Below are 18,974 nucleotides of genomic sequence, written 5' to 3' on the forward strand. Positions count from 1 at the left end.
CGGGTCCGCCTGGCACGTCGTCGCGGCCGACGTCGACCCCGGGTGGGTGGCGGAGGCGGTGGCGCACGACCCGATCGCCGCGCCGCTGGGTGCCCGTTTCCTCGCCGCCCTCGCCGACCGGGTCGGCGCCGAGCCGGGCTCGCTGGACGCCGTCCTGGTGGCGCCGCGCACCGCCCGGCCGGTCGAGCTCGTGCCGGTCGAGGACCTCGACCACCCGCGCGTGCAGCGGGCGCTGCACCACCGCCGCGACGTGCGGGTGTGGGCGACGCCCGACGGTGCCGGCGTGCTCGTCCTCGGGCGCGGCGTCGCCGGGCGGCACGAGGTCAGCGTCGAGGTCGACCCGGTCGCCCGCGGGCGCGGACTGGGCACCGCGCTGGTCGCCGCGGCGCCTGCGCTGGTCCCCGGCGGCGGGCCGCTGTGGGCGCAGGTGGCGCCGGCCAACACCGCGTCGCTGCGGGCGTTCCTCGCCGCCGGCTACCGGCCGGTCTGCGCCGAGGTGCTGTTCGGCCCCTGACCGGCCGCGACCGGTGTCCGTCGCGGACCACCGGGTAGGGCGCCAGGGAGCCGCTGCCGGAGGAGCCCCGCATGACCGAGACCTTCCGCCTGGGCCGCATCGCCGGCATCCGGGTCGGCGTCAACGCCAGCGTCCTGGTGATCGTGCTGATCATCGCGGGCGGCCTGGCGCTGGGCCGGTTCCCGCTCGTACTGCCCGGCCGCAGCGGCCTGGCCTACGCCACCGCCGCGCTGGCCGCCGCCGTGGCCTTCCTCGCCTCGCTGCTGGCGCACGAGCTGGCCCACGCGCTGGTCGCCCGCCGCAACGGCGTGGAGGTCGAGGGCATCACGCTGTGGCTGCTCGGCGGGGTCGCGCGGCTGCGCGGCGGCGCGCGCACGCCCGGGGCGGAGTTCCGCATCGCCGGCGTCGGCCCGCTCACCAGCCTCGCCCTCGGCGCCCTGTTCACGGCCGCCGGCCTGCTGGCCCGCGCGGCCGGCGCCGGCGGCCTGCCCGTGGCGGTGCTGGACTACCTCGCCGTCATCAACGTGTCGCTGGCGGTGTTCAACCTGGTCCCGGCCGCCCCGCTCGACGGCGGGCGGCTGCTGCGGGCGCTGCTGTGGTGGCGGCGCGGCGACCCGTGGTCCTCGGCGGTGACCGCGTCCCGGGCGGGCCGCTTCTTCGGGTTCGCGCTCATCGCCCTCGGCGCGCTGCAGCTGGTCACCGGTCGCGGGCTCGGCGGGCTGTGGCTGGGCCTGGTCGGGCTGTTCCTGGTCAACGCCGCGACCGCCGAGGAGCAGCAGGCGCGCGCGTCGGCGCGGCTCGGCGGGCTGCCGGTCGGCCGGGTGATGAGCGGCCCGGTGCTGACCGCCGACCCCGACCAGCCGGTCGAGCGGTTCCTGCACGAGGTGGTTCTGGCGCACCGGTTCAGCACCTACCCGCTGGTCGACGCCGGCGGTGCGCTGGCCGGGCTGGTGACCCTCAACCGGCTGCGGTCGGTGCCGCCGGGCGCCCGGGCGAGGACGCGGCTGCGCGACGTCGCCTGCCCGCCGTCGGAGATCCCGACCGCCCGCCCGGACGAGCCGCTGCTGGACCTGCTGGGCCGGATGCAGGGCTGCACCGACGGGCGGGCGGTGGTCGTCGACGGGGGCCGGGTCGTGGGCGTGGTGTCGCCGAGCGACGTCACGCGCACCCTCCAGCTCGCCGACCTCGCCGCCGCCGGCCGGTACCCGCCCGCCGGCGGCGGGGCCGACGTCGCCCCGCGGCAGGGGCCGGGCCCGGTCTGAGCCGCCGGGTCAGCGCATCTCCGACAGCCGCGCGCCGAACCCGGCCACCGGGCGCAGCTCGCGGCGGGCGCCGATACCGAGCAGCGCGGCGCCGACGACCAGCGCCCCGCCCAGCGGCAGGGGCAGCGCGACGACGGCCAGCCCGACGCCCAGCGCGACCGCGGTGGCCGCGCCGGTGAGCAGGGCCGCGCGGACCGCCGTGCGTGCGCCGAGGGCCATGACCGCCGCGGCCGCGACCAGCACCAGCACCGGGCGCAGCGCGCCGGGCAGCACCACCGCCGCCACCGTCGAGGGCACTGCCGCGACCACCAGCCCCGGACCCCACGCCGGCCACGACGGCCCGTGCAGCAGCCGCGGCCCCGCGGCCACCCACAGGCCCACGGCGGCCGGCAGGCTCCACGCCTCGACCGCGGCCGCGCCGGCCAGCGCGGCCGCCGTCCAGGCCGCCGCCACCAGCTCGGCGGCGCCGGTGCGCCAGGTCGCGACCTCCTCGGGCCCGCCGTCCCGGTCGCCGCCGCGCGCCTCGCGGGCCAGCAGCGCCGCCCAGCCGCAGGTGAGCACGCCCTGCACGGCCAGGTGCAGCGCGAGCTGGCTCCAGGCGGCGTCGACGGCGACCACCGCCAGCGCGGCGCCGGCGCACACTGCCCCGACGGTGCCGGTGGGGCCGCGCACGTCCGGGTCCATCGCCGGCCGGCCGGCGAGCGTGACCGCGTACAGCCCGGTGAGGGCCACCGCGGCGCCGCCGGGCGGGAGCAGGCCGGCCGGGACGGCGAGCAGCGCGGCCGCGGCCAGGCAGCCGGCCGCCGTGGGAAGGGCCGTGGGCCGCTCGTCGCGCCGCAGCGCGGCCACCCCGGCGACGGGCAGCGCGGTGAGCAGCAGCAGGACCACCAGCGCCGTCCACCGGGCGGCCAGCGCGAGCTGCCCGACCGCGAGCACGACGAGCGTGCTGCCGGCGGCGGTGGCCGCGGGGAGCAGCAGGCCCCGCCGCCAGCCGCCCAGCACGGTCGCGGCGACGCTGACCAGCAGCACGCCGAGCTCCCCGGCCAGCGGCAGCGACACCGGGTCGCCGGTGGACAGCGCCGCCCCGACCGCGCCGCCGGCGGCGAGCCCGGCGACCACGGGCACCAGCCGCGGCGGGCCGAGCAGCGGCTCGACCGCCCGGACCAGCCGCACCGGCAGCAGCGCTGCCGCCACCGCCACCGTGAGCCCCGCGGCGAGCCAGCGCGCCGGGCCGTCGGCGGTGGCGGCCGTGACCAGCCCGCCCGCGACGCCGGTGACCCACCACGGCCCGGTGGTGACGAGCGCGATGCGCGCGAGCGCGGGCCGCGCGGCCAGGGTCACGGCGAGCCCGGCGAGGGCGACGGTGAGCAGCAGCGCGGTGCGCGGGGCCCCGCCCTCGGCGAGGGACAGCGACCGCAGCGCGGCCACCTGCACCGCCACCCACGCCGCCAGCGGCCAGCTCAGCGGGCGGGGGAACAGCACCCGCAGGCTCACCAGCACGGCCGCCACCGCCAGCGCCGGCAGCGGGCCGCCCTCGAGCGGGCGGTCCCCGGTGCCGGCGCCGGTGAGCGCGAGCGCCGCCGCGGCCGCCGCGCAGGCCTCCTCGGTGCTGCGCAGCCGCGACCGCGCGGCCAGCGCCGAGGCGCAGGCGACCAGCAGCGCCAGCAGCAGCACGCCGACCCGGCCGGCCGGCCCGGCGAGCGCGGGCCCGGCCAGCCCGACGGCGACCAGGAGCACCACCCCGACGCCGAGCAGCACCTGCGGCGGGCGCAGCCGGGACGGCAGCGGCGGCGCCGGGGCGGCGGGCACGCGCCCCGGCGGGCCGGCGTAGGGGAGCCGGGGCAGCCGCGCGTCCGGCGTCACCGGTCCTCCCCTCGCTGGTGCACGGCCCCAGGTTGGGGCCGCTCAGCGCATCTGCGCCACCCAGGCGACCGCCTCCCGTGCCTGCTGGCGCCGCCGCTCGTAGGTGGCGCCCACGACCAGCAGCAGCAACCCCGCCGTGGCGAGCGTGACCCAGCGGGGGACCAGCGGCGCGTAGGGCGCCAGCCGCCCGAGGACGACGACCGCCAGCGCCGCGGCGCCCACCACGAAGGGCGCCTGCCGGTGGGTGAGCGTGCCCGCGACGGTCAGCCCGGCGGCGACGGCCACGACGCCGACCAGCCGCAGGGCCGTCGGCTCGTCGACCACGACCAGCGCCGAGGGCAGCAGTGCCACCGCCACCGCCGGACCCTCCGCGGCCCAGGACACCGCGCCCGTCCGCAGCGCCGGGACCGCCAGGAGGAGCAGGCCCGCGGCGGCGGGCAGCGTGTAGACCTCCGGCGTGCCGACGTCGGCGCCGGCCGCCGCGATCCAGCAGGCCAGGACGAGGTCGGCCACCGCCAGCACGGCGACCGGCTGCCGGCGGGCGACGACGGCGTAGCAGCCGGCGGCCGCGCCGACGACGGCGAGGTCGACCGCCAGCTGCCCCCACGCGCCGGCGTCGGCCGCGACCAGCCCCGCAGCGAGGCCGGCCAGGGTGCCGGCGAGCGCGGCGGCGGCCTCCTCCGGGAACCGGGCGCGCAGCGCGGCGACCGCGAAGGACGCCGCGCCGACCAGCGCGAGCAGCAGTGCGGCGGGGACCGGGGCGAGCAGATCGCCCTCCAGCGCCACCAGCACCGCCAGGCCCGGCGCGGCCAGCGCGGCGCCCGTGGCGGCCGGCCGCACGCCCGGGCGCAGCACCGCGGCGAGCCCCGCGGGGACGGCGGCGGCCAGCACCAGCAGGGCCAGCGGGCCGCTGCGGCCCTCCTCGGCGAGCACTGCCGCGCCGGCCCCTGCCAGGACGCCGCCCGCGCCGACCAGCGCGGCAAGCGCCGTGGCGGCCGTGGCCGGCGGGGCCGCCGCGGTCAGCAGCACCAGGCCCAGCCCGGCCGCGACGACCGCCCCGCCGACGCCGAGACCCGCCAGCGACCCGGCGAGGGCCGCGGCCGCGATCGCGGCGGCCGCGCCCGACACCACCCGCGGCGGGGGCAGGTGTGCGGCGGTGCGGGGCTCGCGCAGCAGCGCGACGGCGCCGGCGGCCGCGGCGGCGAGGACGGCGGTGGCGAGCCAGGAGTCCAGCGGTGCGCCGTCCCAGGCCAGCGGCACGCCCAGCAGCACCCCGGCGGCGGCTCCCAGCGCGGCGAGGCCCTGCGCCACCGGCCGCAGCGCGGGGCGCAGGAGCAGCAGCGCGAGGACGTCGAGCAGCGCGGTGCCGAGCAGCACCGCCGTCCCCGCCGCGCCGTCGGCGAGCCCGGCGGGCAGCAGCAGCCAGCCGGCGGGCTGGGCGGCGAGCAGCGCGACCAGCGGCCAGGTGACCGTGCTGCGGGTGGCCCGGCCGAGGGCGAGCGCGGCCCCGCCGACGACGACGCAGGACAGCCCGCTCCACAGCCGCAGCGGCACGGCGTCGGCGCCCGCCAGTCCCAGCGCGTGGGCGGCGCCGAGGTCGACGGCCAGCAGGGCGGCGCCGGCCGCGGCCAGGGCCTCCTCGGTGGCCCGCAGCCCGCGCCGGGCGGCGACCGCCGACGCGGCGCACGCCGCGGCGGTGACCGTGCCCATCACGACGGCCTGGAAGGTCACCCCCAGCCGCGTCCAGGCCACGGCGACGAACGCGATGGCCGCGGCGACCACCAGCAGCGCACCGAGCCCGAGGAGCACCTGCTGCGGGCTCAGGCGGGGGCGCGGCGGCCTCGGCGGCCGCGGCGGCGCGGCCGGCCGGGGAGCCGGCGGCGCGGGGACCGGCGGGTCCGACACGCGGGCGACGACCGGGACCCGTGCCGGTGCGGGAGGAGGCGCCGTGCGGGCGGCCTGGCGCAGCGTGGCCAGCAGGGCGTCGCGCTCGCGAGCGAACTCGTCGATCGTGGCGCCCAGCCGCGCCACCACCGTCGCCGCCTGCGCCACCGCGGGCAGCCCGCAGGTGGGGCAGGGCGCGGGGGCCGGCACGGCCGGCGTCCCGCAGACGGGGCAGGGTGGTGCCCAGGTCGGCGTGCTCATGGCCGGGATGGTGACGCGCGACGGGCGCCGGCGGAACCGATCTCACCCCGGCTGTGGACGGCGCCGGCTGCTGTGGACGTCACCCGGCAATCCGCTCGGGTTCCGGCGTTCGGGCGCCTACCCTGGGATCAGTGATCACCACGACCGGCCTGGAGCTGCGCGCCGGGGCCCGCATCCTCCTGAGCGAGATCAGCCTGCGCGTGCAGGCCGGTGACCGCATCGGCCTGGTCGGGCGCAACGGCGCGGGCAAGACGACCACCCTCACCACCCTCGCCGGCGAGCGCCTGCCGCACGCCGGGAAGGTCGAGGTGGGCGGGGAGATCGGCTACCTGCCGCAGGACCCGCGCAGCGGCGACCTCGACACCAGCGCCACCGACCGCGTCCTGTCCGGCCGCGGTCTCGACGTCCTCAGGGCCCAGCTGGTCAAGGCGCAGGTGGCCATGGCCGAGCCCGCCGACGACGCCGAGCGCGACCGCGCGGTGCGCCGCTACGGCCGCCTCGAGGACCAGTTCGCCGCCCTCGGCGGGTACGCCGCCGAGAGCGACGCCGCCCGCATCTGCACCGCCCTCGGCCTGCCCGACCGGGTGATGGGCCAGCCGCTGCGCACCCTCTCCGGGGGTCAGCGGCGGCGCGTCGAGCTCGCCCGCATCCTGTTCTCCGACGCCGAGACGCTGCTGCTCGACGAGCCCACCAACCACCTCGACGCCGACTCGATCACCTGGCTCAAGGGCTTCCTCGCCGCGCACAAGGGCGGCCTGGTCGTCATCAGCCACGACGTCGAGCTGCTCGACGCCGTCGTCAACAAGGTGTGGCACCTCGACGCCAACCGGGCGACCGTCGACGTCTACAACCTCGGCTGGAAGGCCTACCTGCAGCAGCGGGAGACCGACGAGCGCCGCCGCCGGCAGGAGCGGGCCAACACCGAGCGCAAGATCGACGCGCTCACCGCGCAGGCGGACAAGATGCGCGCCAAGGCCACCAAGGCCCGGGCGGCGCAGAGCATGGACAAGCGGGCCCAGCGGCTCGCGGCGGGCCTGGAGGCGGTGCGCCAGCAGGACCGGGTGGCCAAGCTGCGCTTCCCGACGCCGGCGGCGTGCGGGCGCACGCCGCTGACCGCGGAGGGGCTGAGCAAGAGCTACGGCTCCCTCGAGGTCTTCACCGACGTCGACCTCGCCGTCGACAGGGGCACGCGGGTCGTCGTCCTCGGGCTCAACGGCGCGGGCAAGACCACGCTGCTGCGCATGCTGGCCGGCACCGAGGTGCCCGACACCGGCGAGGTGCGGCCCGGGCACGGGCTGCGGGTGGGCTACTACGCCCAGGAGCACGAGACGCTGGACATGGACCGGTCGCTGCTGGAGAACATGCGCGCGGCCGCGCCGCAGAGCACCGACACCGAGCTGCGGCGCATCCTCGGCGCGTTCCTGTTCTCCGGCGACACCGTCGACCAGCGGGCCGGGACGCTCTCCGGCGGCGAGCGCACCCGGCTGGCGATGGCCACGCTCGTCGTCTCCGGCGCCAACGTGCTGCTGCTCGACGAGCCGACCAACAACCTCGACCCGGCCAGCCGCGAGCAGGTCCTCGACGCGCTGCGCACCTACACCGGCGCGATCGTGCTGGTGACGCACGACGAGGGCGCCGTCCGCGCGCTGGACCCCGACAAGGTCATCCTGCTGCCCGACGGCACCGAGGACGCCTGGAGCGAGGACCTCGCCGACCTCGTCGAGCTGGCGTAGCGCAGCGGCGGGGACCCGTGGCGAGCTGGGAGGACGTGCGGCGCATCGCGCTGGGCCTGCCCGGCGCCGTCGAGGACGAGGGGCGCACCCGGTCGTGGCGGGTGGGCGCCCGGGCCTTCGCCTGGGAACGCGTGCTGCGCCGCGGCGAGCGCGAGCTGCTCGGCGACCGGGCGCCGTCCGGCCCGGCCCTGGGCCTGCGCACCGCCGACCCCGGCGTGGTCGACGCGCTGGTGTCCGCCCGTCCCGGGGTCTTCTTCACCGTCGCCGGCTACGGGCTGCACCCGATGGTGCTCGCGCACGTCGAGCGGGCCACCGTCGAGGACCTCGAGGAGGTGCTCACCGAGGCCTGGTGGTGCCGCGCCCCGCGCCGGCTGCGGGAAGAGCTGGAGGGCCGGTGACGGCGACCCGACCCGCAGATCCCGCCTCGCCTGGCCGAGGTCGCCCGACTGGGTGATCATCGGACGGGGAGGCCGGCGTCACGGGGACGGCGGCACCACGCGGACCAGCACCCGGCGCGCCGGCACCGGCCGGCGCGGACGGCGGCGACGGAGGGGAGTCATGGCCGACTCGAGCACGGCGGACCTCGGCAAGGGCAAGCGGATCACCGGCGGGGACCGCACGTCCCTCGCGGACGAGCTCAAGAAGCGCTACGACGGCGGGGAGAGCATCCGCTCCCTGGCCACCTCGACCAACCGGTCCTACGGGTTCGTGCACCGGCTCCTGTCGGAGTCCGGTGCCACCCTGCGCAGCCGTGGCGGTGCCAACCGGAACAGCAAGAAGACCGCGTGACGGCGGTCGACACCGAGGGCTGGGTCCGCACCAGCCGGGACGGCGCGGTCCTCACCGTCACCCTCGACCGTCCCGAGCAGCTCAACGCCCAGACGCCGGCCACCTGGACGGCGCTGGCGGCGGTCGGGGCCTCGCTCGACGACGGCGTGCGCGTCGTCGTCGTGCGGGGCTCGGGGCGGTCGTTCTCGGCGGGCCTGGACCGCAGCCTGTTCAGCGCCGACCCGTCGACCGCCGGCGGGCTGGGCCAGCTCGGCGCCCTGCCGCCCGACCAGGCCCAGGAGCGCATCCGCTCCTACCAGGCCGGGTTCCGGTGGCTGCGCTCGCCGGGGATCGTCTCGGTGGCCGCGGTGCAGGGCCACGCCATCGGGGCCGGCGCGCAGCTGGCGCTGGCCTGCGACCTGCGGGTGCTCACCGAGGACGCGTCGCTGCGGCTGCCCGAGGCGACGCTCGGCCTGGTGCCCGACCTGACCGGGACGAGCACGCTGGCCGAGCTGGTGGGCTACGCGCGGGCACTGGAGGTGTGCGTGACCGGGCGGCCGGTCGGCGCGGCCGAGGCGCTGTCGTGGGGGCTGGCCAACGCCGTCGTCCCGGCGGGGGAGCTCGACGGGGCGGTCGCGACGCTGGTGGCGGCCCTGACCGCCCCGCCGGCCGGCGCCGTCCGGGAGACCGCCGCGCTGGTCCGCTCCGCCGTCCGCAACCCCCCGGAGGCGCAGGACGCCGCCGAGCGCGCCGCCCAGGCACGCCGGCTGGCCGAGCTGGCGGGCGGCTGAGGGATCCGGAACAGACGGGGACCGGCCGCTGTTCCATCAGCGGCCGGTTCCCGTCCGGCCGGGAGGAGGTCGTGCCATGAGCAGTCCCATGACCTCCATGGCGGCCATGCGCTCGTTCCGCCGGGACCCCTCGGTGACCTCGCGGCAGCTGCCCAAGGGCACCGTGCGCCGCATCCTCGGCATCGCCCGCCCCTACCGGCGGGAGCTGACGGCGTTCCTGGTGCTCGTCGTCGGCTCGTCGGTGATCGGCGTGCTGACCCCGCTGCTGGCCGGCGACATCGTCAACCGCATCGCCCGCCTCGACGGCACCGCGGGCGGCATCGTCCGGATCGCGCTGTTCATCGCCGGCCTCGCCGTCGTCGACGCGGCCATCTCGGTGGCCACCCGCTGGTACTCCGCGCGCATCGGCGAGGGCGTGATCTACGACCTGCGGGCCCGCGTCTTCGAGCACGTGCAGCGGATGCCGGTCGCGTTCTTCACCCGCACCCAGACCGGCGCGCTGGTCAGCCGGCTCAACAACGACGTCGTCGGCGCGCAGCAGGCCTTCACCTCGACCCTGTCCGGTGTCGTCTCCAACGTCATCGGCCTGGTGCTCACTGCCGGCGTCATGTTCACGCTGTCGTGGCAGATCACCCTGCTGTCGCTGGTCATGGTGCCGCTGTTCGTGCTGCCGGCCCGCCGCATCGGCCGCCGGCTGCAGGAGATCACCCGGGAGTCCTACGGGCTCAACGCGTCGATGAACGCGACGATGACCGAGCGGTTCAACGTCGCCGGCGCCCTGCTGGTCAAGCTGTTCGGCCGCCCCGCGGCCGAGGCGGAGAGCTTCCGCGGCCGAGCGGCGCGGGTCCGCGACATCGGCGTCCTGTCGGCGATGTACGGCCGCACCTTCTTCACCGCGCTGACCCTGGTGGCCGCGCTGGCCACCGCGCTGGTCTACGGCCTCGGCGGCTGGCTGGCCTTCTCCGGCTCGCTCTCCCCGGGCGACGTCGTCGCGCTCGCGCTGCTGCTGTCGCGGCTCTACGGCCCGCTGACCGCGCTGTCCAACGTCCGGGTCGACGTGATGAGCGCGATGGTCAGCTTCGACCGGGTCTTCGAGGTGCTCAACCTGCCGCCGATGATCGCCGAGGCCCCCGACGCGGTGCCGGTGCCCGCCGACGACCGGTCGGTGGAGTTCGACGCCGTCTCCTTCAGCTACCCGGCGGCCGCGGACGTGTCGCTGGCCTCGCTGGAGGACGTGTCGCTGCCCGAGCACGGCGGGCCGACGGCGGTGCTGCACGACGTGTCCTTCCGCGTCGAGCCCGGCCAGCTGGTCGCCCTCGTGGGGCACTCCGGCGCCGGCAAGTCCACGATCGTCAACCTGGTGCCGCGGCTCTACGACGTCACCGCCGGCGCGGTGCGCATCGGCGGGGTCGACGTGCGGCAGGCCACGCTGGCCTCGCTGCGCGACGCGATCGGCGTCGTCAGCCAGGACGCGCACCTGTTCCACGACACCATCCGCGCCAACCTGCTCTACGCCCGGCCCGAGGCCACCGACGAGCAGCTGTGGTCGGCGCTGAGCGGCGCGCGGATCGCCGCGCTTGTCGCCGCGCTGCCCGACGGGCTCGACACCGTCGTCGGCGACCGCGGCTACCGCCTCTCCGGCGGGGAGAAGCAGCGGCTGGCCATCGCGCGGGTGCTGCTCAAGGCGCCCGGGATCGTCATCCTCGACGAGGCGACCGCGCACCTCGACAGCGAGTCGGAGGTGGCGGTGCAGCACGCGCTCGACACCGCGCTGGCCGGCCGGACGTCGCTGGTGATCGCGCACCGGCTGTCCACGATCCGCAGCGCCGACCGGATCCTCGTCGTCGACGACGGTCGCATCGCGGAGTCGGGCACTCACGAGGAGTTGCTGGCGCTCGGCGGGCGGTACGCCGACCTCTACCGGACGCAGTTCGCCGACGGCGAGCGTCGGACGGTCGACGCGGCGTAGCAACTAGCGTTCCTCCTGCACCGGCTGCACCAGGAGGAACTCCGTGACGTCCGCCCACCCGCACGACGCCCAGATCCGCGCGCTGTACGCCGACTTCGTCGACGGCTGGAACCGGCGCAGCGGGGCGGCGGTCGCCGCGGTCTTCGCCGACGACGGCGACATGGTCGGCTACGACGGCACGACCGTCAGCGGCCGGCTGTCGATCGCCTCGGACCTGCGGCGGGTGTTCGGCAGCCACCCCACGGCCACCTACGTCGGCCTGGTCCGCTCGGTGCGCTCGATCGCCGACGGCGTCGCGGTGCTGCACGCGCACGCCGGGATGATCCCGCCCGGGGAGGACGACGTGGACCCGGGCCTGCACAGCATCCACACGCTGGTCGCCGTCGACGAGGGCGGCGGCCGGTGGAAGACGACGCTGTTCCAGGCGACCCCGGCGGCGTGGCTGGGCCGCCGCGACGCCCGGGACGCGCTGACCGCCGAGCTGCGCGGGCTGCTGGCCACCGCGCGGTGAGCGTGCTGGTGCGGGCCGGCGAGCTGCTGGCCGGCCCGCGGCCGGTGCTGCTCGACGTCCGGTGGGCGCTCGGGGACGACCGCGGCCGCGAGCGGTACCGGGCCGGCCACCTGCCGGGGGCGGTGTTCGCCGACCTCGACACCGAGCTCGCCGGGCCGCCGTCGCCGGCGGAGGGCCGCCACCCGCTGCCGTCGCTCGCCGACCTGCAGGCCGCGGCCCGCCGGTGGGGCATCCGCAGCGGCGACGCCGTCGTCGCCTACGACGCCACCGGCGGCCTGGCCGCGGCGCGGGCCTGGTGGCTGCTGCGCTGGGGCGGGCTCACCGACGTCCGGCTGCTCGACGGCGGCCTCGACGCCTGGGTGGCCGCGGGGGGTGTGCTGGAGACCGGCGACGTCGTCCCCGAGCCGGGGGACGTGGTGCTCCCCGGCGGGGGCATGCCCACGCTCACCGCGGACGAGGCGGCGGCGCTGCCGGGCGCGGGCGGGGTGCTGCTCGACGCCCGGGCGGGGGAGCGCTACCGCGGGGAGGTCGAGCCGGTCGACCCGCGGGCCGGGCACGTGCCCGGTGCGGTGAGCGCCCCGACGGCGGACAACCTGCGCCCCGACGGGACGTTCCGCCCCGACCTGGCGCAGCGGTTCGCCGCGCTGGGCGTGCGGCCGGGGACGACGGTCGGCGTCTACTGCGGGTCGGGTGTCACCGCCGCGCACGAGGTGGCCGCGCTGGCCGAGGCCGGCATCGCGGCGGCGCTGTGGCCCGGGTCGTGGTCGCAGTGGTCGAACGACCCGTCCCGCCCGGTGGCCACGGGACCCGATCCGGCCTGAGCCGGCGGCGGCCCTGCCATGCTGCCGCCGTGCCCACCCGGACCGCCCGCCCCGCCGCCGGACCGCTGCTGCTCGCCGCGCTGTCCGGGCTCGCCCACCTGGCCGTCGGCTGGTTCTACCTCGCCGGCGGCCTGGTCGTCCCCGGTCCGGTGCTCGTCCCGCTGTGGCTGCTCTGGCTGGGGCTGGCGGCGTGGCTGGCCCGCCTCGCGCTGCGCGGCTCCTGGTGGACGCTGGCCGTGCCGGTGCTCGCCGCGGCGGTGTTCGTGCTGGTCCTGGTCGTGGGGGAGCAGGCGCTCGGCTGGCAGGCCTGAGCAGGGCCCGGCCGGTCAGCCGACGGCGGCGTCGTAGCGGTCGAGCAGGACCGCGGCGATGCGCTCGTCGGGCAGCAGCGGAGCGGTGACGACGTCGGCGCCGGCCTCCGCCAGCTTCCCGTGGAAGTGGCCGGGCGCCAGCAGGTAGGAGGCGACGACGACCCGTTCGGCGCCGCCCTTCCGCGCCGCGGCCACGGCGTCGGCGACCGGCGGCTGCGCGGCCGAGCCGTAGCCGGTGGTGACCGGGCCGGCCCACGAGCGCTGCAGCAGGTCGGCGGTGTCCTCGACGTCGGCCACCGACCGCGGGTCGCTCGACCCGGCGGCGGCCAGCACGACGGCGGTGAGCGGGTCGCGCGGGTCGGCGCCGGCCTCGACCAGCCGGTCGGAGAGCACCGCGGCCAGCCGGGGGTCGGGGCCCAGCGGCCGCGCGGCGACAACGGCGTCGTGCGCGGCGACGGCCCCGGCGATGTCGACGTGCACGTGGTAGCCGCCCGACAGCAGCAGCGGCACGACGACCGCCGGCCGCCCGTCGCCGGCCAGCCCCGCCACGACGTCGGCGACGGTGGGCGGCTGCACGTCGACGAAGGCAGCCGTCGTCACCAGGCCCGGCCGCAGCCGGCGGGCGGCCAGCGCCAGCTCGGCGACCAGTCGGCGCCCGGCCGGGTTGCGGGTGCCGTGGGCACACGCGATCAGGACCGGAGAACGGCCCCCTTGCAGGGGCCCGCCGCGAGCCTGCGAGCGGTGGGGGGCAAGGGGGTTCTTCATGGAGCGCGGAGCACGCCGCCGTCGACGGCGACCATCGTGCCGGTGACGTAGGACGCGGCGGGGGAGAGCAGGAAGGCGGCGACCCGGCCGAACTCGTCGGGCTCGCCGACCCGGCGCAGCGGGATGCCGGCCTCGGTGCGCGCCCGCATCCGCGCGGGGTCGCCCGAGGCGGCCTCGAGCTCGGTGATCCGGTCGGTGGCGATCGTGCCGGGAAGCAGCCCGAGGACCCGGATCCCGCGCGGGCCCAGCTCGTCGGCCAGCGCCTTCGCGGTCATGGCCAGGCCGGGCCGCAGCCCGTTGGAGATGGCCAGGTGCCCGATCGGCTGGCGCGCCGACGTCGAGAGCACGAAGCCGATCGCGGCGCCCTCGGACAGGTGCGGCACCAGCGCGCGCACCAGCCGCAGCGGGCCGAGCAGCACGCTGTCGACGGCGTCGCGCCAGGCGTCCTCCGGCGTCTCCAGCACGGTGCCCGGTGCCGGGCCGCCGACGCTGACCAGGACGCCGTCGACCCGCCCGAGCACCTCCCGCGACCGGGAGACCAGCAGCTCGGCCGCGTCCGGGTCGGCGAGGTCGGCGGCGACACCCGAGGCGCGCTCGCCCAGCGACGCCACGGCCGCCTCCACCGAGGACGCGGAGCGGGAGCTGACCAGGACGCGCGCCCCGTCGGCGACGAGGGCCCGGGCGGTCGCGAGGCCCAGCCCCCGGCTCGCACCGGTGAGCAGGTACCCGCGACCGCCCAGGCCCAGGTCCACGGGGTCAGCCCTGCCGGAGCGAGCGGAGGACGTACTGCATGATCCCGCCGTTGCGGTAGTAGTTCGCCTCGCCGGGGGTGTCGATGCGGACGCGGGCGTCGAACTCCACGTCGCCCGCCTTCACCTTGACCGTGCGCGGGGTCTCGCCGTCGTTGAGGGCGGTGATCCCGGTGATGGTGAACTCCTCGTCGCCGGTCAGGCCCAGCGACTCGCGGTTCTGGCCCTCGGGGAACTGCAGCGGCAGCACGCCCATGCCGATGAGGTTGGAGCGGTGGATCCGCTCGTAGCTCTCGGCGATGACCGCCTTGACGCCCAGCAGCGCCGTCCCCTTGGCCGCCCAGTCGCGCGACGAGCCCGAGCCGTACTCCTTACCGGCCAGCACGACCAGGGGGATGCCCTGCTCCTGGTAGGCCCGCGAGGCGTCGTAGATCGTCGTCGTCTCACCGGTCAGGTGGTTCTTGGTGACGCCGCCTTCGGTGCCCGGCACCAGCTGGTTGCGCAGCCGGATGTTGGCGAAGGTGCCGCGGATCATGACCTCGTGGTTCCCGCGGCGGGAGCCGTAGGAGTTGAAGTCGCGCCGCTCCACGCCGTGCTCGCGCAGGTACTGCCCGGCGGGGCTGTCGGCCTTGATGGAGCCGGCCGGCGAGATGTGGTCGGTGGTCACCGAGTCACCGAGCACCGCCAGCGTACGGGCGCCGGTGATGTCGCCGACCGGCGCCGGCTGCGCCGGCATGCCCTCGAAGTACGGGGGCTTGCGGACGTAGGTGCTCTCCGGGTCCCAGGCGAAGGTGTCGCCGGTGGGCGTGGGCAGGTCCTGCCACTGCTGCGTGCCGGCGAAGACGTCCTCGTAGCTGCGGCCGAACTGCTCGGCGGAGACCGCCTCGTCGATGACCCGCTGCACCTCCTGCGGGGAGGGCCAGATGTCGCGCAGGAAGACGTCGTTGCCGTCGGCGTCCTGCCCCAGCGGGTCGGTGTTCAGGTCGACGTCCATCGACCCGGCCAGCGCGTAGGCGATGACCAGCGGCGGGCTGGCCAGGTAGTTCATCTTGACGTCGGGGTTGATCCGGCCCTCGAAGTTGCGGTTGCCCGACAGCACCGAGACGACGGCGAGGTCGGCGTCGTTCACCGCCTGGCTGACCGGCTCGGGCAGCGGGCCGGAGTTGCCGATGCAGGTGGTGCAGCCGTAGCCGACCAGGTAGAAGCCGAGCTTCTCCAGGTACGGGGTGAGCTGCGCCTTCTCGTAGTAGTCCATGACGACCTTCGACCCGGGGGCCAGCGTCGTCTTCACCCACGGCTTGGTGGCCAGGCCGCGCTCGACGGCGTTCTTCGCCAGCAGCGCCGCGCCGATCATGACCTGCGGGTTGGACGTGTTGGTGCACGAGGTGATCGCCGCGATGACCACGTGGCCGTGGTCGACGGTGGTCTCGGTGCCGTCCTCCAGCACCACGCGGGTGGGCTTGGAGGGGCGGTCCGGGACGCGGTTCGGGACGACGTGGTGCGGCTTGCCGGCATCACCGTTGCCGTGCGCGAACGGGCTGACCGGATCCGACGCCGGGAACGACTCCTCGGACGCCTCGTCGACGGCGGACTCGGTGTCGCGCGGGGCGTCGTCGTCGTCCTTCTGCATCTCGTCGATCGGCGCGTACGTGGGCAGCGCCTGCCGGAAGGAGGCCTTCGCGTCGGTGATGGCCACCCGGTCCTGCGGGCGCTTGGGCCCGGCGATCGAGGGGACGACCGTGGCGAGGTCGAGCTCGAGGTACTCGGAGAAGGCCGGCTCCCGGGAGGGGTCGTGCCAGAGGCCCTGCTCCTTGGCGTAGGCCTCGACCAGGGCGACCTGCTCCTCGGAGCGGCCGGTCAGCCGCAGGTAGCCGATGGTCTCCTCGTCGATGGGGAACATCGCCGCGGTGGAGCCGAACTCCGGGCTCATGTTGCCGATCGTGGCGCGGTTGGCCAGCGGGACGGCGGAGACGCCGGCGCCGTAGAACTCGACGAACTTCCCGACCACGCCGTGCTGGCGCAGCATCTCGGTGATGGTGAGGACCAGGTCGGTGGCCGTGGCGCCGTCGGGCAGCTGGCCGGTGAGCTTGAAGCCGACCACCCGCGGGATGAGCATCGACACCGGCTGGCCGAGCATCGCGGCCTCGGCCTCGATGCCGCCGACGCCCCAGCCGAGCACGCCCAGGCCGTTGACCATCGTGGTGTGGCTGTCGGTGCCGACACAGGTGTCGGGGTAGGCGACGACGCGGTCGCCGTCCTGCCGCGGGAACACCACGCGGGCCAGGTGCTCGATGTTGACCTGGTGCACGATGCCGGTGCCCGGGGGGACGACCTTGAAGTCGTCGAAGGCGCCCTGGCCCCAGCGCAGGAACTGGTAGCGCTCGCCGTTGCGCTCGTACTCGATCTCGACGTTGCGCTCGAAGCTCTCCGGGGTGCCGAAGACGTCGGCGATGACGGAGTGGTCGATGACCAGCTCGGCCGGGGCGAGCGGGTTGATCCGGTTCGGGTCGCCGCCGAGGTCGGCCATGGCCTCGCGCATGGTGGCCAGGTCGACGATGCAGGGGACGCCGGTGAAGTCCTGCATGACCACGCGGGCCGGGGTGAACTGGATCTCACGGTCGGGCTCGGCCGTGGGGTCCCAGTTCGCCAGCGCACGGACGTGGTCGGCGGTGACGTCGGCGCCGTCCTCGGTGCGCAGCAGGTTCTCGAGCAGGACCTTCAGGCTGTAGGGGAGCCGGTCTGCGCCCTCGACCGCGTCGAGCCGGTAGATGTCGTAGTCGGTGCCGGCGACGCTGAGCGTCGACCGGGCGCCGAAGCTGTCCTTGCTGGCTGCCACTGCTTGCGCCTCACCCTCGAGAAGTCCATCGGGCTTGAATGCCACCCGCCATCATCCCAGCCCGGGCCGGCGAACCGCTGGTGAGGCGACCCTTCCCTCACCGGGTGACCTGCGTCTCAGGGCCGCCGTCGGCGGACGATCAGGTGACCTGATCGTGCTGCGTCCTGGCTCGCGGTGGGCGGTGAGCCAGGACGCGCGGGGGTGAGCCAGGACGGCGGCCCGGTCCTGCGCGGGCCGCCCCGCCGCTGCCTACGGTGGACGACGTGACCGGCGCCGTGCCCGACCCGCTCCCGGACTGGCTCACCGGTGCCCGCCGGATCACCGTGCTGACCGGCGCCGGCATCTCCACCGACAGCGGCATCCCCGACTACCGCGGCCCGAACGGCGTGTGGACCCGCGACCCCGACGCCGAGAAGCTCGTGACGCTGTCCTACTACGTGACCGACCCGGAGATCCGGCGGAAGGCGTGGCGCATGCGGGCGGGGATGCGCGCCGGCGACGTCGCCCCGAACGCCGGGCACCGCGCGCTGGCCGACCTGGAGCGCCAGGGTCGGCTGCGGGCGCTGCTGACCCAGAACGTCGACGGGCTGCACCAGGCCGCCGGGTCCTCGCCGCGAGCGGTGCTCGAGCTGCACGGCACGGTCCACGCCGTCGAGTGCCTCTCCTGTGGGGACCGCACCTCGATGGACAGCGCCCTGGCCCGCCTCGACGCCGGCGAGGAGGACCCCGCCTGCCTGGTCTGCGGGGGCATCCTCAAGTCGGCGACGGTCAGCTTCGGGCAGGCCCTCGACGGGCGGGTCCTCGACGCCGCGGCGGAGGCGGCCGGCGACTGCGACGTCCTGCTCGCCGTCGGCACCTCGCTGGTGGTGTACCCGGTCGCGGGGCTCGTCGAGGTCGCCGCGGCGCACGGCGCGCGCGTGGTCATCGTCAACGCCGAGCCCACGCCCTACGACGGGCTGGCCGACCTCGTCGTCCGCGAGCCCATCTCGACGGCGCTGCCGCGGCTGCTGGGGACGGCGGCGTGAGCCGCGCCGAGCTGGAGGCCCGCTACCGCGAGCTGGTGCTGCGCGAGCTGCCGCGGCGGGCCCGCGCGGGCCGCTGGGTGGTGACGAACGACCACTGCTTCGGGCGGATCGTGCTCGACCACGCCGTCGGGGGCCGCTGGTACGACGTGCTCGACCGCCGGCGGTCCCCGGCGTTCGCGCAGCTGTCCGACGAGCAGCTCGCCGGCGCGGTCGCCCTGGCCGAGCGGGTGCTCGCCGAGGGGGACCCGCTGCTGCGCGCGCTCGACGCGCAGAGCCTCACCTGGCGCGGCAAGCCGCTGAAGCAGTGACGCTGCTCGTCGTCCACCTGGCGCTGACCGCGGCCTACGCCGGGTTCCAGTGGACCGTGCGCGCGCTGGTCTACCCGCAGTTCGCGCTGGTGCCGCCCGATGCGTTCCCCGCCTACGAGCGGGCGCACCAGCGGCGGGTGAGCCGGGTGGTGGGTCCGCTGTTCGCCGGTCAGGGCGTCACCACGCTGTGGCTGCTGGCCGCGCGGCCGGCCGGGACGCCGCTGCTGCCGGTGCTCGTCGGTGGCGCCTGCCTCGCGCTCGTCCTCGCCGTCACCGCGCTGCTCGCCGTCCCGCTGCACCGGCACCTGGGCCACGGGTGGGACCCCGTCACCCACCGCCGGCTCTGCCACGCCGACACCGTCCGCGCGCTCGCCGCGACGGCGGGGACCGCCGCGGTGGCCTGGGCCGTCCTCGCCACGGCCGGCTGACGCCGTCCTCCCGCACCGCCGCACGTCCTCCCGCACCGCCGCACGTCCTCCCGCACCGCAGCGCGTCCTCCCGCACCGCAGCGCGTCCTCCCGCACCGCCCACCGTGCGGGAGGACGCTGCACGATCAGGTCACCTGATCGTCGCGGAGGCGGCTAGCGTGACGGGGACCACGTC

The 18,974-nt window shown here is 77.0% G+C and carries 18 protein-coding genes; 13 read left to right on the forward strand and 5 right to left on the reverse strand.

Annotated features, from left to right (window positions below; genetic code table 11):
* Positions 1–58 precede the first annotated feature (58 nt).
* Positions 59–514 (forward strand): GNAT family N-acetyltransferase, encoded by a 456-nt coding sequence (locus ACI780_RS03200; RefSeq protein WP_457000710.1) that lies wholly within the window; start codon positions 59–61, stop codon positions 512–514.
* A 71-nt stretch (positions 515–585) separates the two neighbouring features.
* On the forward strand, positions 586–1,776 hold the full coding sequence (locus ACI780_RS03205) for a site-2 protease family protein (protein ID WP_457000711.1): 1,191 nt from the start codon (positions 586–588) through the stop codon (positions 1,774–1,776).
* Positions 1,777–1,785: 9 nt separating this feature from the next.
* Here ACI780_RS03205 and ACI780_RS03210 read toward each other — a convergent pair whose 3' ends face one another.
* Positions 1,786–3,639 (reverse strand): hypothetical protein, encoded by a 1,854-nt coding sequence (locus tag ACI780_RS03210; RefSeq protein ID WP_457000712.1) that lies wholly within the window; start codon positions 3,637–3,639, stop codon positions 1,786–1,788.
* A 42-nt stretch (positions 3,640–3,681) separates the two neighbouring features.
* Positions 3,682–5,784 (reverse strand): SCO7613 C-terminal domain-containing membrane protein, encoded by a 2,103-nt coding sequence (locus ACI780_RS03215; protein ID WP_457000713.1) that lies wholly within the window; start codon positions 5,782–5,784, stop codon positions 3,682–3,684.
* 131 nt (positions 5,785–5,915) lie between these two features.
* Here ACI780_RS03215 and ACI780_RS03220 point away from each other — a divergent pair, with 131 nt between their 5' ends.
* The 8 genes from ACI780_RS03220 to ACI780_RS03255 all read left to right on the forward strand — a co-directional run bounded on the left by ACI780_RS03220 (position 5,916) and on the right by ACI780_RS03255 (position 12,688).
* The gene (locus ACI780_RS03220) at positions 5,916–7,517 is read left to right on the forward strand and encodes an ABC-F family ATP-binding cassette domain-containing protein (RefSeq protein WP_456870655.1); all 1,602 of its coding nucleotides are present in this window, start codon (positions 5,916–5,918) and stop codon (positions 7,515–7,517) included.
* Positions 7,518–7,534: 17 nt separating this feature from the next.
* Positions 7,535–7,915, forward strand: a complete 381-nt coding sequence (locus tag ACI780_RS03225; protein ID WP_456870654.1) for an MmcQ/YjbR family DNA-binding protein — start codon at positions 7,535–7,537, stop codon at positions 7,913–7,915.
* A 160-nt stretch (positions 7,916–8,075) separates the two neighbouring features.
* Positions 8,076–8,306 carry a helix-turn-helix domain-containing protein gene (locus ACI780_RS03230; RefSeq protein ID WP_073420258.1) on the forward strand — a complete coding sequence of 77 codons (231 nt, stop codon included), beginning with the start codon at positions 8,076–8,078 and terminating at the stop codon, positions 8,304–8,306.
* A complete protein-coding gene (locus ACI780_RS03235; protein ID WP_456870653.1) occupies positions 8,303–9,076 on the forward strand; it encodes an enoyl-CoA hydratase/isomerase family protein in 774 nt (257 codons plus the stop codon). The genes ACI780_RS03230 and ACI780_RS03235 overlap by 4 nt, the downstream gene beginning before the upstream one ends.
* A 76-nt stretch (positions 9,077–9,152) precedes the next feature.
* Positions 9,153–11,045: an ABC transporter ATP-binding protein gene (locus ACI780_RS03240; RefSeq protein ID WP_457000714.1), complete on the forward strand. Its 1,893-nt coding sequence runs from the start codon at positions 9,153–9,155 to the stop codon at positions 11,043–11,045.
* Between the two features lie 43 nt (positions 11,046–11,088).
* Positions 11,089–11,556, forward strand: a complete 468-nt coding sequence (locus ACI780_RS03245; RefSeq protein ID WP_456870651.1) for an SgcJ/EcaC family oxidoreductase — start codon at positions 11,089–11,091, stop codon at positions 11,554–11,556.
* Positions 11,553–12,377: a sulfurtransferase gene (locus ACI780_RS03250; protein WP_457000715.1), complete on the forward strand. Its 825-nt coding sequence runs from the start codon at positions 11,553–11,555 to the stop codon at positions 12,375–12,377. Before ACI780_RS03245 ends, ACI780_RS03250 begins: the two co-directional genes overlap by 4 nt.
* Positions 12,378–12,406: 29 nt before the next feature.
* Positions 12,407–12,688, forward strand: coding sequence for a hypothetical protein (locus tag ACI780_RS03255; protein ID WP_457000716.1), 282 nt, complete (start codon positions 12,407–12,409; stop codon positions 12,686–12,688).
* Positions 12,689–12,703: 15 nt separating this feature from the next.
* Here ACI780_RS03255 and ACI780_RS03260 read toward each other — a convergent pair whose 3' ends face one another.
* Genes ACI780_RS03260 through ACI780_RS03270 form a run of 3 tightly spaced genes read right to left on the reverse strand, consistent with a single transcriptional unit; the run spans position 12,704 to position 17,038 of the window.
* The gene (locus tag ACI780_RS03260) at positions 12,704–13,453 is read right to left on the reverse strand and encodes a sirohydrochlorin chelatase (RefSeq protein ID WP_457000717.1); all 750 of its coding nucleotides are present in this window, start codon (positions 13,451–13,453) and stop codon (positions 12,704–12,706) included.
* A complete protein-coding gene (locus ACI780_RS03265) occupies positions 13,450–14,205 on the reverse strand; it encodes an SDR family oxidoreductase (RefSeq protein WP_457000718.1) in 756 nt (251 codons plus the stop codon). Before ACI780_RS03265 ends, ACI780_RS03260 begins: the two co-directional genes overlap by 4 nt.
* 4 nt (positions 14,206–14,209) lie before the next feature.
* Positions 14,210–17,038, reverse strand: a complete 2,829-nt coding sequence (locus ACI780_RS03270; RefSeq protein WP_457000720.1) for an aconitate hydratase — start codon at positions 17,036–17,038, stop codon at positions 14,210–14,212.
* A gap of 263 nt (positions 17,039–17,301) precedes the next feature.
* Here ACI780_RS03270 and ACI780_RS03275 point away from each other — a divergent pair, with 263 nt between their 5' ends.
* The 3 genes from ACI780_RS03275 to ACI780_RS03285 are packed head-to-tail and all read left to right on the forward strand — an operon-like array spanning position 17,302 to position 18,799.
* On the forward strand, positions 17,302–18,063 hold the full coding sequence (locus ACI780_RS03275; protein ID WP_457000722.1) for an SIR2 family NAD-dependent protein deacylase: 762 nt from the start codon (positions 17,302–17,304) through the stop codon (positions 18,061–18,063).
* Complete coding sequence (locus tag ACI780_RS03280; RefSeq protein WP_457000724.1) at positions 18,060–18,371, forward strand: hypothetical protein; 312 nt, start codon at positions 18,060–18,062, stop codon at positions 18,369–18,371. Before ACI780_RS03275 ends, ACI780_RS03280 begins: the two co-directional genes overlap by 4 nt.
* Positions 18,368–18,799, forward strand: coding sequence for a DUF1772 domain-containing protein (locus ACI780_RS03285; protein WP_456870643.1), 432 nt, complete (start codon positions 18,368–18,370; stop codon positions 18,797–18,799). The genes ACI780_RS03280 and ACI780_RS03285 overlap by 4 nt, the downstream gene beginning before the upstream one ends.
* The last annotated feature ends 175 nt before the right edge of the window (positions 18,800–18,974 follow it).

This window comes from Geodermatophilus sp. SYSU D00814, assembly GCF_054050055.1.

Excerpts from the sequence above, each read along its gene's own strand:
- ACI780_RS03215 (WP_457000713.1), bottom strand. The coding sequence starts at position 5,784 with ATGAGCACGCCGACCTGGGCACCACCCTGCCCCGTCTGCGGGACGCCG.
- ACI780_RS03260 (WP_457000717.1), bottom strand. The coding sequence starts at position 13,453 with ATGAAGAACCCCCTTGCCCCCCACCGCTCGCAGGCTCGCGGCGGGCCC.
- ACI780_RS03240 (WP_457000714.1), top strand. The coding sequence starts at position 9,153 with ATGAGCAGTCCCATGACCTCCATGGCGGCCATGCGCTCGTTCCGCCGG.
- ACI780_RS03230 (WP_073420258.1), top strand. The coding sequence starts at position 8,076 with ATGGCCGACTCGAGCACGGCGGACCTCGGCAAGGGCAAGCGGATCACC.
- ACI780_RS03205 (WP_457000711.1), top strand. The coding sequence starts at position 586 with ATGACCGAGACCTTCCGCCTGGGCCGCATCGCCGGCATCCGGGTCGGC.